Here is a 15966-nt window from a genome sequence, read left to right on the forward strand (position 1 = left end):
CCCCTGGATGCGAGCTTCGCTCGCCCAGGGGAAGGCGCGCGAAGCGCAGGCCTTCAGGGGCGCGGGGAACTGCGCGACCAGCCACGACGCGACCCGCACCCGGCAATGACACCGAACCCACCCGCGGCGCGAAACGCGGACTTAGATGTGAGGCTGGGTTCAGCAACCACACCGCCACGGACACGGCACGGAGGCACCATGCGGCCATCGGACCCCACCGAAGGACGCGGCCCCGTGCGCTACGGACCACCCCTGCCCGAGCCGGGCCTGCCGGTGCTGCCCGAACTCGCCGCGGTGGTCGCCGCCGCCGCGGGCCGCTCCCACCCCGAACCGCCCGGTGGCCCACCCGCCCTGCTGGAAGCCGCCCGCGGCCACTGGCAGCGCCGGGGCCTGGCCCCCGAACGGGCCAGGGCCACCGCGGCCCCCGGCGGCGCCCCGCTGCTGCTCGCGCTCACCGCCGCGCTCGGCGGCGACGTCCTGGTGCCGCGCCCCTGCCCGGCCTGGTGGACCCCGCAGACCCGGCTCCTGGGCCACGACGTGTTCTCCGTGCCGACGCCCGCCGAGTGCGGCGGCGTCCCCGACCCGTACGCCCTGCTGGAGACCGTCCGCCGGGTCAGAGCCGAGGGCGGTGACCCCCGGCTGCTCGTCGTCGCGCCGGCCGACGACCCGACGGCGACCGTGCCACCGCCCGAAGTGCTGCACGAGGCCGTGGAGGCCGCCGTGGGGGAGGGCCTGCACGTCGTCAGCGACGAGACCTGGCGCGACACCCTCCACCCCGGCCAGGACACCCTGCTGTTCAGCCCCGCCGAGATGTTCCCGGCCCAGGTCACCGTCCTCACCGATCTGACCGGCGGCTACCTCCCGCCGTCCCTGCCCGCGGCCTGCGCCCGGTTCCCGGCGACCGCCGAGGGCGACCGGCTCGCCGCCCGCGTCCTCGACATCCTCACGGCGACCGGCGCGAGCCTGTCGGCGCCGGTCGCGGCAGCGGCCACGTACGTCCTGGACGAGGGCCCGGAGGTCGCCGCCCGCCGCACCACCGCCGTCGCCCTGCACGGCCGGGTGGCCACGGCCCTGCACCGCGTCGTGCTCGCTGCCGGCGGCCTGTCCAGACCGCCGCGGGCGGGCCGCCACCTGTACGTCGACCTGGAACCGCTGCGCCCACGGCTCGCGGCCCGCTCGGTCACCGACGCCCAGGACCTGGAGGACCACCTCACGTTCCGGCTCGGCCTGCCCGTGCCCGGCGGCCACCGCTTCGGTGACGACCTGGGGGCGCTGCGCTGCCGGCTCGGCACGGGGCCGCTGCTCGGATCGACCCCTGATGAGCGCAGGGCGTCCCTCACCTCACCGGACCCCCTGGAATTGCCGCACGTGGCAAGGGCGTTGAGCATGGTGGAGTCGGTGCTCGGCGAGCTGTGCGACCTCGGTGACCGCGCGGGCCCGGAAGGCACGGGTGCGGCCGGTGAAGGATGGGAGTCCGAGCGATGACGCAGACGTCAGGGGCGACGACCGACGAGAACGCGGGACGGCGGGGCGGAGCCACCGCGTCCCCCCGACCCCTCGTCGAGCCGCGGCCGCTCGACGGGGGCGGCGCCGCGGACGTGCCGCGCCGCTGGCCCAAGTCCTTCGCCGACCGCCTCACGGCGCCGCTGCCCGGCCTGCGGGCCTTCGCCCGGTTCGCCCGCGAGGGCAAGGTGCGGCCGCCCGCCGAGGGCCTCGCCGACATCCCGAACCTGCCGTTCGCCCCCGGCCCGCTGCCGGACGTCGACCGCCGCACGGTCGCCGTCACCTGGGCAGGACACGCCAGCTGGGTGCTGCGCATCGGCGGCCTGACCGTGCTCACCGACCCGGTCTGGTCCCGCAAGATCCTCGGCACCCCGGCCAGGATCACCCCGGTCGGCGTCGCCTGGAGCGCCCTGCCCGCCGTCGACGCGGTGGTCATCAGCCACAACCACTTCGACCATCTGGACTGGCCCACCCTGCGCAGGCTCCCGCGCGACACACCCGTCCTCGTCCCCGCGGGCCTCGGCCGCTGGTTCACCCGCCGCCGCTTCACCCGCGTCACCGAGCTCGACTGGTGGGAGGCCGCGGAGCTGCAGGGCGTCCGCTTCGACTTCGTACCGGCCCACCACTGGTCCAAGCGCACCCTCACCGACACCTGCCGCAGCCTGTGGGGCGGCTGGGTCCTCACCGACCGCGACGGGCAGCGCGTCTACTTCGCGGGCGACACCGGCTACGGCCACTGGTTCGCCGAGATCGGCATGCGCTACCCGGGCATCGATCTCGCCCTGCTGCCCATCGGCGCGTACGACCCGCGCTGGTGGCTGGAGGACGTGCACTGCTCGCCGGAGGACGCGGTGCAGGCGGCGCGGGACGTGGGCGCACGCTTCATGGCGCCCATGCACTGGGCGACGTTCCTGCTCTCGGCCGAGCCCGTCCTGGAGCCGCTCACCCGGCTGCGCGCCGCCTGGGAGAAGGCGGCCCTGCCGCGCGCCGCCCTGTGGGACCTGCCCGTCGGCGGCTCACGCGTGCTGACCGTCTGACGACGGCCGCCGCACCTTCCGCCACACCGCCGGGGCCGCGCTGACCAGCACGGTCAGCACGACCGCCGCGACCACGCCCTCCCACGGCTCGTCGAACAGCGAGCCGCCGAGGATCCCGATCACCTGGTACGTCGCCGCCCAGGCGAGGCACGCCGGGATGTCGCCGCGCGCGAACTGCCGCAGCGGCATCTTCGCCATCAGGCACGCCAGCATCACCGGGATCCGGCCGGCCGGCACCAGCCGGGACAGCACGAGCACCATCACCCCGTGGTCGGCGAGCTTGCCCTGCGCCTGCGCGAGCCGCTCCGCGGGCGCCCGCGAACGGATGGCCTCCAGCCACTTCGACCCGTTCTTCGAACGCATGCCGCGCTGTCCGAGCCAGTACAGGGCGAGGTCCCCGAGGAACGCGGCGAGCGCCGCCACCCCGAACACCATCAGCAGCGCGAACGGCAGCGTCTGGTGGAAGGCCACCACCGCCGCCGAACTCACCAGGGCGCCCGTCGGCACCACCGGCACCAGCGCGCCGATGGCGACGAGCAGGAAGAGAGTGGGGTAGCCCACGGCCTGCTGGGTGGACTCCGGTGTCACGACGGTCGTCGCGGCGAAGATCATCTGTCCGCCACCTCCGGCCGGACGCTCTCGCCGTGCCCGAGCCGGTGCACCGCCACGCCGGGCGCGCGCAGGGCGGCCTGGCGGACGAACTCGTCGCCGGGCGTGTGGAACTCGTGCGGCCGCACGGCGTCCATCCCGATCGGCCAGTACGTCCCGTAGTGCACCGGCACCGCGGCGCGCGGCGCGATCCGGGCCAGCGCCTCGGCGGCGCGCGCCGGATCGAGGTGGTGCGCGCCCAGATAGGGACCCCAGCCGCCCACCGGCAGCAGCGCCACGTCCACGTCGCCCACGGCCTCGCCCATGCTCTCGAAGAGCCCGGTGTCGCCCGCGAAGTAGGTGCGGGCGTCGCCGTCCACGATGTAGCCGAGCGCGGGGGAGCGCTGCGGTCCGACGGGCAGCCGCCGCCCGTCGTGGTCGGCGGGCACGGCCCGTACCGTGACGTTCCCTGCCTTGACCAGGTCGCCCGCCTCGGCCTCGATGATCTTCAGTGCGCGCAGCCGCCGCAGCCCAGGCACCGAGCGGGCCGCGTCCTTCGGCACCACGACGCGCGTCCCCGGCGCGAGCCGGGCGAGCGACGGAAGGTGCAGGTGATCGGCGTGCAGGTGGGAGACGAGGACGAGGTCGGCGAGGGCCGCGCTGGGCGGCGGGGGAGCGCCGCGGCGCCGCCGCAGATGTGCGAGGCGCCGGGTGAAGAGCGGATCCGTGAGGACGCGCGTCCCTCTGTCCTCGACCGTGCAGGTGGCATGACCCCACCAGGTGATCTCCACCGGCACCCGTTGCCTCCTTCGTGCGACTCCCCCGAGCGTACGTGCAGGAGTAGGGTCGCAGGCGAAAGCTGGAGGTGAGGGGGACACCATGGGCGCACAGCAGGGGGAAGCGGTACGGGTCTTGGCGATCGCCGGCCTGACCCCGCTGGAGGAGCTGGACGCGGATCCCTTCCTGGTGGACTCGCGCAGCCAGTACGCGATGTGCTCCCGCTGGGCCGCCGACCGCGGTTATGTCGTCACCCGCCAGCTTCTGGTGCACGCGCTGCGCGCCGATCACGAGGCGCTGTGGGCGGACGTCGACGCCGGCCTCGTCGATGTGTTCGTGGCTCCCAGCGACCGGGTGCTGCGGGTTGCGCTCCGCTCGGTGGACGCGTTCTCGGCCGAGTGTGTGCGGCGGGGGGTGCGGCTTGAGCGGGCGGGGCTTGCCGAGCCGCGCTATGACGCCGACATGAAGGCGCGGGTGCATCGGCGGCTGTCCATGCCCACGGCGGGGTACGACGGCTGCTAGGCGCGCCGGAACTCCGGGGCTCCGCCCCGGACCCCGCTCCTCAAACGCCGGAGAGGCTTAATCGGCGGAGCGGCTTGATTTGCCGAGGTCCTCGGTTATCTCGCCCAAAAGGTATGAAACCCTTACTCGGAACAAGACGTGAACTGCTCAGGGTGAGGGGAGCCGGGAAGTGGCCGGAGGTCGGTGGCGGCGGGCTGCGAGTCAGGGGTGGCGGTCGCTGACCGTCTGGGCGGCGAGCACCCTCACGATGATGATCCTCGCGGGGCTCCTGCCGGACTTTCAGCTCCAGTCGGACGACGGCGACAGCCTCACCCGCGTCGCGCTCACGGCAGCCTCGGCCGCCGGCGCGTTCGCGGTGCTCTCGGCGCTGGTCTGGCCGCTCCTGGTGCGGGCCCTGCTGCTCGTCCCGGCGCTCGTCCTCGGCCTTGTCGTGTTCTTCCTCAACGGCGCGCTGCTCCTCTTCGCCCTCAAGCTCGTCCCCGAGAACAGGGGAGAGGTCGGCCCGGAGACCGCCGTCGTGGTGGCCGCCGTCATGTCGGCCGTCGCCTCCGCCACCGGCGGTGCCCTCGCCGTACGGGACGACGACGCCTACCGGCGCCGTCTCTACCGGCTCGCCGCGCGCAGGCGCCGCAGGGACGACGAGGCCGGCGTCTGCCCGCCCACCCCCGGCACCCTCTTCCTCCAGCTCGACGGCGTCGGCCACGAGGTGCTGCGCCGCATGGCCCGCGACGACGTGATGCCGACGGTGGGCGGCTGGCTGCACGACGGCGGGCACCGGCTCACGCCCTGGCGCACGGACTGGTCGAGCCAGACCGGCGCCAGCCAGCTCGGCATCCTCCACGGCTCGAACGAGGACGTCCCCGCCTTCCGCTGGTACGAGAAGGACACCGGCGAGATCCAGGTCTCCAACCGGCCGACCAGCGCCGCCGAACTGCAACGGCGCGCCATCGAGCGCACCGGCGACGGCGGCCTGCTCACCGTCGACGGCGCCAGCCGCGGCAATCTCTTCAGCGGCGGCGCCGAACAGGTCGCCCTGGTGCTGTCCGTCGCCGCACGGCGCGGCAAGGAGAACCGTTCCCGCGCCGGATACTTCGCCTACTTCTCCGACCCGGCGAACGCCGTCCGCACCGCCCTGTCCTTCTTCGCCGAGGTGGGCCGGGAGATCGGGCAGTCCACCCACGCCCTGATCCGCAAGCGCCGCCCGCGCGTCTCCCGCGGCGGGCTCTACCCGTTCATCCGCGCGTTCGCGACCGTCGTCGAGCGGGACGTCGTCGTCGCGGCGGTCATCGGCGACATGCTCGCCGGGCGCAGCGCGGTCTACGCCGACCTCGTCGCGTACGACGAGGTGGCCCACCACTCGGGCCCCTTCAGCCGGGACGCGGTGAAGGTCCTCGAACGCCTCGACCGGTCCCTCGCGCTGCTCGCGAAGGTCGCCGAGCACGCCCCGCGCCCGTACCGCATCGTCATCCTGTCCGACCACGGACAGAGCCCCGGCGAAACCTTCCGCTCCCGCTACGGCCTGACTCTCCAGGACCTGGTCCGCGCCGGCAGCGGGCTGCCCGTGCCGCGCCGGGCGCGACACACCCGCTCCGGCGCCGAGGCCCGTTCCGCGGTGCGCGCCGCGCTGCACCGGCCGGTCGAGGAGGGCAAGGGGGCCGGACACGGCGGCAAGCACAGCGAGCCCGTCGTGCTCGCCTCCGGAAACCTGGGCCTCGTCTCCTTCCCCGACGTCCCCCACCGGATGAGCAAGGAGGAGATCGACGCCCGCCACCCGGCGCTGCTCGCGACCCTCGCCAACCATCCCGGCATCGGCTTCCTGCTCGTACGCAGCGAGGAGCACGACGGGGTGGTGCTCGCCGCGCAGGGCACCGAGGTACCGGTCGCCGAACTGACCGACGGGCCGGGCCCGCTCGCCGACTTCGGGCCCGGCGCCGCCGACGCCGTGCGCCGCACCCACTCCTTCCCGCACACCGCCGACATCATGGTCAACTCCATGTACGACCCGCTCGAAGGCGAGGTGCTCGCCTTCGAGGAGCAGATCGGTTCGCACGGCGGCCTCGGCGGCGCGCAGGGCCGCCCCTTCCTGCTGTCGCCGCTCACCCTGTCCGAGCCGGTCGCGGACGGAGCCGAACTCGTCGGCGCCGAACAGGTCCACCACGTACTGCGCCGCTGGCTGCGCGAGAGCCACGGCCCGCAGGTACCCCTCTCCCCGCCGCCGGTCCCCGCGGACGATTCGCTCCACCGTGACCCGGACCCCGCATCATTTGCGGCCGCCCCCCACGACACGCGGGACAAAACCGGCTGATTTGGATACGGGTGTCCGCTCACCGGACGATGGGACGTCGCCCGGCGATCCCGTGGCGGCCCCAGCACGACCGAGAGGCACACCCCCCACATGCACGACACCGGAACCGCACCCCAGCCGGCTCCGGCCGACAGTCCCGACCCGGGCGGCAGCCGCCACGCCCGGCGCTTCGGACTGCCGATCGCGACCTGCCTCGTCATGGGCAACATCATCGGCGGCGGCATCTTCCTGCTGCCGGCGTCCGTGGCTCCGTACGGCACGATCGCGCTCGTCGCGTTCGGCGTCCTGACGGTCGGGGCGATCGCCCTCGCCCTCGTCTTCGGCCGGCTCGCGAACCGGCATCCGCAGACCGGCGGCCCCTACGTCTACGCCCGTGAGGCGTTCGGCGACTTCGCGGGCTTCCTCGCCGCGTGGTCGTACTGGATCACCACGTGGGTGAGCAACGCGGCACTCGCCGTCGCCGCCGTCGGGTATCTGGATGTGCTGCTGCCCCTCCACGGCTCGACGTTCTGGACGATCGTCGCCGCCCTCACCTGCCAGTGGCTTCCCGCGCTCGCCAACCTGGCCGGCACCCGCTACGTCGGCGCCGTCCAACTCGTCTCCACCGTGCTGAAGTTCGCGCCGCTGCTCCTCGTCGCCGTCGGCGGTCTGTTCTTTTTCCGCAGCGACAATCTCGGGCCGTTCCAGGCGAGCGGTGACTCCGCGCTCGGGGCCGTCTCGGCGTCCGCCGCGATCCTGCTCTTCAGCTATCTGGGCGTCGAGTCGGCGTCGGTGAGCGCGGGGGAGGTCCGCGATCCGCAGCGCAACGTCGGCCGGGCCACCGTCCTCGGCACCGGGCTCGCCGCGCTGCTGTACCTACTGTGCACCGTCTCCGTGTTCGGCACCGTCCCGCACGACCGGCTGGTGGACTCCACGGCGCCGTTCTCCGACGCCGTCAACGCCATGTTCGGCGGTACCTGGGGCGGCAGCGCCGTCGCCGTGGCCGCGCTCGTGTCGATGGTCGGCGCGCTCAACGGCTGGACGCTGCTCAGCGCCCAGACGCCGTACGCCGCCGCGCGGGACGGGCTCTTCCCCAAGGCGTTCGGGCGCAGGCGGCGCGGGGTTCCCACGGTCGGTGTGCTGGTCGCCGTCGGGCTCGCCTCGCTGCTGACCGTCTACAACTACACGGCTGGTTCCGCGGCCGTGTTCAACACGCTTGTGCTGGTGACGACCTTCACGGCGACGGTGCCGTATCTGCTGGCCACCGCGGCTCAGGTCTATTTCCTGTTGTCGGGTCGACGGGACCGGGTGCGTGTGCCCCGCTTCGTACGGGACCTGGTCCTGGCGCTGGCCGCGTTCGGCTTCTCGATGTGGCTGGTGGGCGGCGCCGGGTATGCCGCCGTGTATCAGGGGGTGCTGTTCCTGTTCGTCGGGGTGCTGGTCTATGCGTGGATGGCTGCGCGGCGGCAGCGCGGGTAGGGGTTGTGCGGGTTTCTGGGTTGTCGGTCGTGTGCGGCCCGGTGGGGCTTCTCGCGCAGTTCCCCGCGCCCCTTATCGGGTTGTCGTTTGTGTGCGGCCCGGTGGGGGCTGGTCGCGCAGTTCCCCGCGCCCCTGAGATGCGCACTTCGTGCGGCATCTCATCAGAGGCGCGCCACCGCCCGTCAGGAGAGGCGCGCCCCGTCCCTCGTCAGGGCAGTGCCCCCGCCCTTTAGGAGAGGCGCACCACTAGCCTCCTCGTCAGAGGCGCGCGTAGCGCAGCCTAAAGGGGAGGCGGCGCGAAGCGCCTGCCTCAGGGGCGCGGGGAACTGCGCGAGAAGCGGCCACCGGCCCGCACACGACCGACAAACCCAGTAAGGAGCGCGGAGCGCAAGCGCGGGGGAACTGCGCCACCAGCCACGACGTGACCCGCACTCGCGAACCGACCCCGCCCCCCCCAGACGTCACCGCGCCAACGGAGCCACAACCCACCGTAGCTTCCGGTACAGGCCGTCCGGGCCACCCAGTTCGACCAGCTTCCGCGCAGCGGGATACGCCTCGTTGCCCTCCACCTCGTACCCGACCTCGAACGTCCCCGGCACATCCCGGACAACGAGCCCGGCGCCGACGTCACCCGCCACGGAAGCCGCCAGATGAGCGACCCGCCGCGACTGCGCCTCGTCCAGCGCCCGAAGCGGATCCCGCACACCGGTCGCGGCGAGCGCCGCGGTGTCCTTGCCGCCCGGGGCCGCGACGGCCGAACTCGGGGTGCGGGTCTCACCGGTGGTCCGGCGCGTCGACAGTGTCGCCTGGACGACGGTGCCGTCGTTGTCGAGCACGACCCGGAACTCGCCGCGCCCGGGCGTGATCACCGGGATGCCGTCGAAGGTCTGCCGGAACGTGACGTGCGTCTGCAGCGACACCGGCTCGCCGCTCTGCGAGCCGTCCTTGGTGCCGGAGTTCTGCATCAGGTCGTGGACGCCGTCGAGGACGAGTTCGGCCTCGTCCGCGACCTGCGCCTGGCTCCGTACGAACTGCCGGGCCAGCTCGACGGCCCGCTCCGTCGGCAGCGCCCGGGTGTTGCGGTGATTGGCCTCGGCCAGCTTCACCCAGCGCACCGCCCGCGGCGCCGCCGCGACACACCGGTCCCCGGAGCCGGCGCTCAGCACGCCCTGCCGCTCGATGTGCACTTCCTGGAGCGCGGCCTGCGGGAAGTGGGCGAGCTGCCCGAGCGCGCCCAGTTCGCGACTGGGGTCGCGCGGCTTGAGCCGCACGGTCCACGGGTTGACCGGCGGCTGCGTCAGCACCTCGCGCAGGCTCTCGCGCGTGTGGAACCAGCGCCACGCGTACCAGGTGTCGGCGACGTGCTCACGGGAGAAGTTCCGCTCGGAGTTGAGGCGGTTGACGGCCTCCAGCTGGGTGGGGCCCGTGGCGGCGACGGAGGGCGACTGGCTATGGCAGATCTCCCAACTCGCGTTCAGCCAGGCGTCGCAGAACGTCTGCCCGGCCCGCCACTTCTCCCAGAACCTCCGCCCGAGGTCGGGGCTGTCGACGCTCGTCGACTCGAAGCCGAAGATCATCCGTGGGCCCGGGCCGTGGCCGCCCCAGGTGCGGACCGGCGAGTGCCCGTCCAGGACGCGCAGCGAGTCGCAGGCGGACCAGAACACGTAGTTGGCCTTGTCGTTGCCGAAGGCCATGCGGTTCGAGGCCGTGTCCGAGCGGCTGTCCCAGGAGGCGCCGAGCGGCGCGAGGAACACCCCGTCGCCGTCCATGCGGCCGTGGCCCGAGTGGTAGACGGCGACGACGGCGTCCATACCGTACCGGTCCTGCCAGTTGTCGTACGTCTCCTCGTAGGCCCACGCCTGGACGCTGTCGTCGGTGAACCAGAAGTTGCGGTCGTGGAACTGCTGAAGGTACGAGAGCCACCCCGTGGCGTCCTCGTGCGCGTGCGCGAGCGGGGTCCGGTCCACGAACCTCTGGATGCTGAACGCACCCCACCAGCCGGACATCGCGTCCCGGTCGGCCGCGCCGGGCTTGCCGGTCTCCAGTGGTGACGGACCGCGGTCCGCGTAGATCATGCGCATGATCGAACCCCCTGCGAAACCCCTTGAGGCCCCCCGGGCGGGAGGCCTCAAAGTGTCACCGCGGTGCCGTCTTGCCCAGCGCGGTTTCGGCCATGGTGTGACAGGACGGTACGGCCCGGATGTGATCGGATGGAGCGGCAACAGACCAGAAACGAAAGGAACCATCGTGGCTACCACGCGCTCCGCGCACACCGTGTGGGAAGGCGACCTGCTCAAGGGCAAGGGCACCGTCACCTTCGACTCGTCCGGCATCGGCGAGCAGCAGGTGTCCTGGCCGTCCCGCGCCGAGCAGGCGAACGGCAAGACCAGCCCTGAGGAGCTGATCGCCGCCGCGCACTCGTCCTGCTTCTCCATGGCGCTCTCGAACGGTCTGGCCGGCGCCGGCACCCCGCCCACCAAGCTGGTCACCTCGGCGGACGTGACGTTCCAGCCGGGTGAGGGCATCACCGGCATCCACCTCATCGTCGAGGGCACCGTGCCGGGCCTGGACGAGCAGGGTTTCCAGGCCGCGGCCGAGGACGCCAAGAAGAACTGCCCGGTGAGCCAGGCGCTCACGGGCACGACGATCACCCTCACGGCGAAGCTGGCCTGACCGTCTGACGGACCATCAGCCCGGCTCGACCGCGCCCCGGACCCGCCCCTCGGGTTCCGGGGCGCAGTCATGCGCGCAGGTGAGACGGTGATTCGGTGATTGAAGCTGCAAGATATGAGCCTCTTTCGAGCACCTATTGTCATAGTCGGCTCGGGTGGTGCAAGATTCAGCCAGCCTCGCGGGCCGGTGTCGGTGCCCCGCGGCCCCACCCCGCAACCCTCGATGCCGGAGGTGTATGTGACGTCGCCCGCGACCACATCGCCCGGCCGGGCCATACCCAGGCCGGCCGACCCACCAGACGCACAGCAGGACCGCGACAGCGCGTCCGGCACGCGTAAGCCCACGGTGCGGCAGCGGCTGCGGCGCGACAGGACACTGCTGCTCCTGTGCGCGCCGGGCATCGTGTTCTTCGCCGTCTTCTGCTATCTGCCGCTGGCCGGCAACATCACGGCCTTCCAGGACTACCAGCCGTACCTGGGCTTCATGCACAGCCTCTGGGTCGGCATGGAGAACTTCCAGGCCCTGGTCCAGGAACCCGAGTTCTGGACGGCGGTGTGGAACACCCTCCAGATCAGCACCGTGCAGCTGCTGCTCTACTTCCCCGCGCCGATCCTGCTCGCGCTGTTCCTGAACTCGCTGATCAGCAGCAAGACGCGGCGCCTGATGCAGACCATCGTCTATCTGCCGCACTTCCTGTCGTGGGTCGTCGTGGTCAGCTTCTTCCAGCAGATGTTCGGCGGCGTCGGCACCATCAGCAGCGTGCTGAACGACCACGGGGTGCACGTCGGCAACATCATGAACAACCCCGACACCTTCATGCTGCTCCTGACCTCGGAGTCCATCTGGAAGGACGCGGGCTGGGGAGCGATCATCTTCCTGGCCGCGATGGCCTCCATCGACCCCGGGCTCTACGAATCGGCGGCCATGGACGGCGCCGGCTGGCTGCGCCGCATGTGGCACGTGACCCTGCCGGGCATCCGCCCCGTGATGGTCATGCTGCTCATCCTGCGCCTCGGCGACATCCTCTCCGTCGGCTTCGAGCAGGTCCTGCTCCAGCGGGACATGGTCGGCGCGGACGCGTCCGAAGTCCTCGACACCTACGTCTACTTCCACGGCGTCGTCGACGGCGACTGGGGCATGTCCACCGCCGCCGGACTGATGAAGGGCGTCATCGGATTCGTGCTGATCGTGATCGCCAACAAGGTCGCCCACCGGCTCGGTGAACAAGGGGTCTACCAGTGAGCACCACATTCGCCCCGCGGTTCCTGCGCGCCCGGCGCCGCCCGGACCGCCCGGCCTGGATGGAGCAGCCGAGCCCCGCCGGGCAGGCTCTGAAACTGGTCGTCATCCTCGCCATGATCGCGGCCGTCGGCTACCCGTTCCTCCTCGCGATCGGCACCAGCCTCTCCAGCAAGGCCGAACTCGCCGCGAACGGCGGCTACGTGCTGATCCCGCACCACCCCACGCTGGAGGCGTACCGGGTCGTCCTGGCCGGCGGTGTCGTCACCCGCGCCGCCGTGGTCAGCGTCGGTGTGACCGTCATCGGCACCGCGCTCAGCCTGCTGTGCACGGTCTGCCTGGCGTACGGCCTGTCACGGCCGGGCACGTTCGGCGGCAAGCCGCTGCTGCTCGTGGTCGTCGGCACGTTCCTCTTCACACCCGGCGTCATCCCCAGCTACCTGGTGGTGCAGGAACTCGGCCTGATCGACTCCTACGGAGCCATGGTCCTGCCGATCATGCTCAACGCCTTCAACGTCATCGTCGTACGGGCCTTCTTCCAGGGCATCCCCGACGAACTGCACGAAGCGGCCCGGCTCGACGGAGCGGGGGAACTCACGATCATGTGCCGGATCGTGCTGCCGCTGTCCAAGGCGGTCATCGCGGTGGTCGGCATGTTCTACGCCGTCACGTACTGGAACAGCTTCTTCAACGCGATGCTGTACATCAACGACTCCAACAAGCTTCCCCTGCAGGTCATCCTGCGCTCGTACGTCATCCAGGGCGACACCTTCAACGCCAAGGCGCTCGGCGTGAGCGTCCTGCCGGCCACCACGGCGCTGTCCATGGCGGTCCTCATCCTCGCCGTGCTGCCGATCGTCGCGGTCTACCCCTTCCTCCAGAAGTACTTCGTCAAGGGCGTGCTCACCGGAGCCGTCAAGGCCTGACGAGTCGTCACCGCACGCTTCTCTCCCCCCGTTCACCGCACCCTAGGAGAACCATGCCTTCCCGCAATCTCAATCGCAGAGGGTTCCTCGGCGCCGCCGGTGCCGCCGGACTGACCGTCGCGGGCGGCGGCCTGCTCACCGCGTGCGGCGACGGTGGCGCGAAGGCGGGCGGGGCGGCGGCGTCCGCCAAGCTCAAGCTGCCCACGTACGTACCGGCGAACGTGCCGGCACCCGACCTCGCGGGCAACGCCCAGGGCCTGGACCCGGCCTATCTGCGCTACCCCAAGGACCTGGTCAAGAGCGTGGCGAAGGCGCCGGGCGACGGCAGGGCGATCACCTGTCTGACGGAGACCTTCACTACTCCGGCACCGGCGATGAACCGGAACGCGTACTGGCAGGAACTGAACAAGCGCCTCGGCTCAGAGATGCGCCTGACGATCGTCAACGGCCTCGGGGCGGACAGCGTCTACCGCGAGAAGTTCAACGCCACCATCGCGGGCGGCGACCTCCCGGACCTGATGTGGTTCCCGCCGAACCAGGGCCTGAAGAACGTCCCCGACCTGCTGGCGGCGAAGTTCCACGACCTGACCCCGTACCTCTCGGGCGACGCGGTCAAGAAGTACCCGAACCTCGCCAACATCCCCGAGTACGCCTGGAAGACCGCTGTCATCAACGGCAGGATCTGGGGCTACGCGGTGCCGTACGGCCGCATGGGCCAGGTGTACGTGGCCAACGAGGACTTCTGGAAGCCGGTCGGCGGCCCCGAGTTCGACAGCGCGCAGGACTTCCTCGACAAGGCGAAGGACCTCCTGGACACCAAACGCAAGAAGTACGTGCTGGAGCCGGCGTACGTGAACCACGCCCAGCAGTTCGCGTACTGGCACGGCGCACCCAACGGGTGGAGCCTCAGTGGCGGAAAGCTGACCCACTCGTTCGAGACGGACGAGTTCCTGGCGGGCATCGAGTTCGCCCTCAAGTGCCAGCAGGCACAGCTCTTCTGGCCCGACCCGAACCTCACCACCACCCTGGAGAAGATGGAGGGCGGGTTCCTCGGACTGCACGTGCAGTCTTTCCCCGGCTTCCTCAACGACAGCAACATGTACGACTGGCCGGAGAAGGTCGTCGTCCCCTTCGCCGCCGAGCAGGGCACAACGCCCACGTGGGGCTACGGCTACGGGTCCGTGGGCTTCACCGCGATCAACAACAACGTGCCGAAGTCCCGCATCCCCACCCTCCTCAAGGTGCTCGACTACCTCAGCGCACCCATGGGCACAGAGGAGCGGCTCTTCCTCGACAACGGTCTCGAAGGAACCCACCACACCCGGTCCAAGAGCGGCGACGTGTCGCTGACCAAGAAGGGCAACGCCGAGGTGCTCACCACCCGGCAGGCCATCAACTTCTTCGGAAACGCACCGGAGACCCTCTACCTGCCGAACAAGCCCGACGTCACCCGCTCCATCCACCAGGCGCAGACGGAGCTGATGAAGATAGCCAGGGCCAACCCGACCACCGGTTTCTTCTCCGACACCTTCGCGCAGAAGGGCGCGTCCGCGAGCGACGAGGTCAACACGTCCATCAAGGACATCGTCGCCGGCCGCAAGCCCCTCTCCTCCTTCCGCAAAGAAGTCCTCCCCAAGTGGCGCCGCGAGGCCGGAGACGCCATGCGCCACGAGTACGAGCAAGCCATCACGAAGGGCACCAAGTGAGCGACGACCTCCGCATCGGCGTCATCGGCCTCGGCCTGCGCCGCAACCTCGCGACAGCGGCCCACCGCCCCGGCCGGGGCTCGGTGGTGGCGGCCGCCGCCGACCTCGATCCGGCCGTCCGGGCCAAGGTCCCCGAGTGGTACGAAGGGGCCGTCGCCGTGGAGGACTACCGCGTCCTCCTCGACAGCCCGGACATCGACGCGGTCATCGTCGCCACCCCCGACGACACCCACGAGGTCATCGCGGGCGACGCGCTGCGCGCCGGCAAGCCCGTCTACGTGGAGAAGCCGCTCGGGATCTCCGTCGAGAGCTGCGACGCCATCCTGCGCACCGCGTACGAGACCGGCACCCGCCTCTACGTCGGCCACAACATGCGCCACATGGGCGTCGTGCGGACCATGCGCGACATCATCGCGCGGGGCGACATCGGCGAGCCGAAGACCGTCTGGGTACGGCACTTCGTCAGTTACGGCGGCGACTACTACTTCAAGGACTGGCACGCCGACCGGCGCCGCACCACGGGCCTGCTGCTCCAGAAGGCGGCGCACGACATCGACGTCGTGCACTGGCTGGCCGGCGGCTACACCACCCGCGTCAACGCCCTCGGCGACCTGATGGTCTACGGCGACCTGCCGCGCCGGGAGCCGGACACCCCGCGCCCCGACGGCTGGCTGCGGGAGTTCGACTGGCCGCCCACCGCCCGCAAGGACCTGCACCACGTCGTCGACGTCGAGGACGTGTCCGTGATGAACATGCGCCTGGACAACGGCGTCATCGCCGCCTACCAGCAGTGCCACTTCAGCCCGGACTACTTCCGCAACTACACCGTCATCGGCACCGAGGGCCGCCTGGAGAACTTCGGCGACCGGCCCGGCGACGAGGTCCGGGTCTGGAACACCGGCCCGAGCGGCTACCGCGCCGACGCCGACGTCGTCCACCGCGTCCCCGACGCCTCCGGCTCGCACGGCGGCGCCGACGAGAGCATCATCGGCGAGTTCTGCCGCTTCGCCCGCGACGGGGGAGTCACCGACACCAACCCGGTGGCCGCCCGCATGAGTGTCGCCGCGGGTGCCCTCGCCACCCGCTCGCTGCGGGACGGCGGCACCCCGTACGACGTGCCGCCGCTCGACCCCGGCCTGCGCGCCTACTTCGCGAACGGACAGGTCTCCCGAGACTGACCGCCCACGCCCTTGACGTAGGCCCGCTCAAGTTTTGTGCTGAGTAGGAGGACA

General features: G+C 71.4%; 13 protein-coding genes. 10 read left to right on the forward strand and 3 right to left on the reverse strand.

The features are described 5' to 3' along the window. Positions 1-198: 198 nt before the first annotated feature. A complete protein-coding gene (locus ACFVDP_RS14455; protein ID WP_383488598.1) occupies positions 199-1485 on the forward strand; it encodes an aminotransferase class I/II-fold pyridoxal phosphate-dependent enzyme in 1287 nt (428 codons plus the stop codon). Next, positions 1482-2540 (forward strand): MBL fold metallo-hydrolase, encoded by a 1059-nt coding sequence (locus tag ACFVDP_RS14460; RefSeq protein WP_383488601.1) that lies wholly within the window; start codon positions 1482-1484, stop codon positions 2538-2540. Before ACFVDP_RS14455 ends, ACFVDP_RS14460 begins: the two co-directional genes overlap by 4 nt. On the opposite strand, the gene ACFVDP_RS14465 is transcribed toward ACFVDP_RS14460, so the two are convergent. Beyond that, positions 2520-3152: a DedA family protein gene (locus ACFVDP_RS14465; protein WP_383488604.1), complete on the reverse strand. Its 633-nt coding sequence runs from the start codon at positions 3150-3152 to the stop codon at positions 2520-2522. The two genes, ACFVDP_RS14460 and ACFVDP_RS14465, sit on opposite strands and share 21 nt — an antisense overlap. After that, positions 3149-3925, reverse strand: coding sequence for an MBL fold metallo-hydrolase (locus ACFVDP_RS14470; RefSeq protein ID WP_383488607.1), 777 nt, complete (start codon positions 3923-3925; stop codon positions 3149-3151). The genes ACFVDP_RS14465 and ACFVDP_RS14470 overlap by 4 nt, the downstream gene beginning before the upstream one ends. Positions 3926-4007: 82 nt before the next feature. Between ACFVDP_RS14470 and ACFVDP_RS14475 the strand changes: the two genes are divergently transcribed. From ACFVDP_RS14475 to ACFVDP_RS14485, 3 genes are all read left to right on the forward strand, one after another. Next, positions 4008-4427: a hypothetical protein gene (locus ACFVDP_RS14475; protein ID WP_383488609.1), complete on the forward strand. Its 420-nt coding sequence runs from the start codon at positions 4008-4010 to the stop codon at positions 4425-4427. A 169-nt stretch (positions 4428-4596) separates the two neighbouring features. Then, entirely contained in the window at positions 4597-6732 is a 2136-nt protein-coding gene (locus ACFVDP_RS14480; RefSeq protein WP_383488612.1) for a phage holin family protein, read from the forward strand. Positions 6733-6822: 90 nt separating this feature from the next. Beyond that, entirely contained in the window at positions 6823-8190 is a 1368-nt protein-coding gene (locus ACFVDP_RS14485; protein ID WP_383488615.1) for an amino acid permease, read from the forward strand. Positions 8191-8651: 461 nt separating this feature from the next. Here the strand turns inward: ACFVDP_RS14485 and ACFVDP_RS14490 are convergent, their stop codons facing one another. Beyond that, entirely contained in the window at positions 8652-10265 is a 1614-nt protein-coding gene (locus ACFVDP_RS14490) for a DUF6345 domain-containing protein (RefSeq protein WP_383488618.1), read from the reverse strand. Between the two features lie 172 nt (positions 10266-10437). Between ACFVDP_RS14490 and ACFVDP_RS14495 the strand changes: the two genes are divergently transcribed. The 5 genes from ACFVDP_RS14495 to ACFVDP_RS14515 all read left to right on the forward strand — a co-directional run bounded on the left by ACFVDP_RS14495 (position 10438) and on the right by ACFVDP_RS14515 (position 15912). Beyond that, a complete protein-coding gene (locus tag ACFVDP_RS14495) occupies positions 10438-10863 on the forward strand; it encodes an OsmC family protein (protein ID WP_383488621.1) in 426 nt (141 codons plus the stop codon). Positions 10864-11136: 273 nt separating this feature from the next. Beyond that, on the forward strand, positions 11137-12105 hold the full coding sequence (locus ACFVDP_RS14500) for an ABC transporter permease (protein WP_383489537.1): 969 nt from the start codon (positions 11137-11139) through the stop codon (positions 12103-12105). Next, positions 12102-13028 (forward strand): carbohydrate ABC transporter permease, encoded by a 927-nt coding sequence (locus tag ACFVDP_RS14505; protein ID WP_383488625.1) that lies wholly within the window; start codon positions 12102-12104, stop codon positions 13026-13028. Before ACFVDP_RS14500 ends, ACFVDP_RS14505 begins: the two co-directional genes overlap by 4 nt. 53 nt (positions 13029-13081) lie before the next feature. After that, a complete protein-coding gene (locus ACFVDP_RS14510; RefSeq protein WP_383488628.1) occupies positions 13082-14734 on the forward strand; it encodes a hypothetical protein in 1653 nt (550 codons plus the stop codon). Further along, positions 14731-15912, forward strand: coding sequence for a Gfo/Idh/MocA family protein (locus ACFVDP_RS14515; RefSeq protein ID WP_383488630.1), 1182 nt, complete (start codon positions 14731-14733; stop codon positions 15910-15912). The genes ACFVDP_RS14510 and ACFVDP_RS14515 overlap by 4 nt, the downstream gene beginning before the upstream one ends. Positions 15913-15966 lie beyond the last annotated feature (54 nt).

Origin of the sequence: Streptomyces sp. NPDC057694 (assembly GCF_042799415.1) — a bacterium.
Classification (GTDB): domain Bacteria; phylum Actinomycetota; class Actinomycetes; order Streptomycetales; family Streptomycetaceae; genus Streptomyces.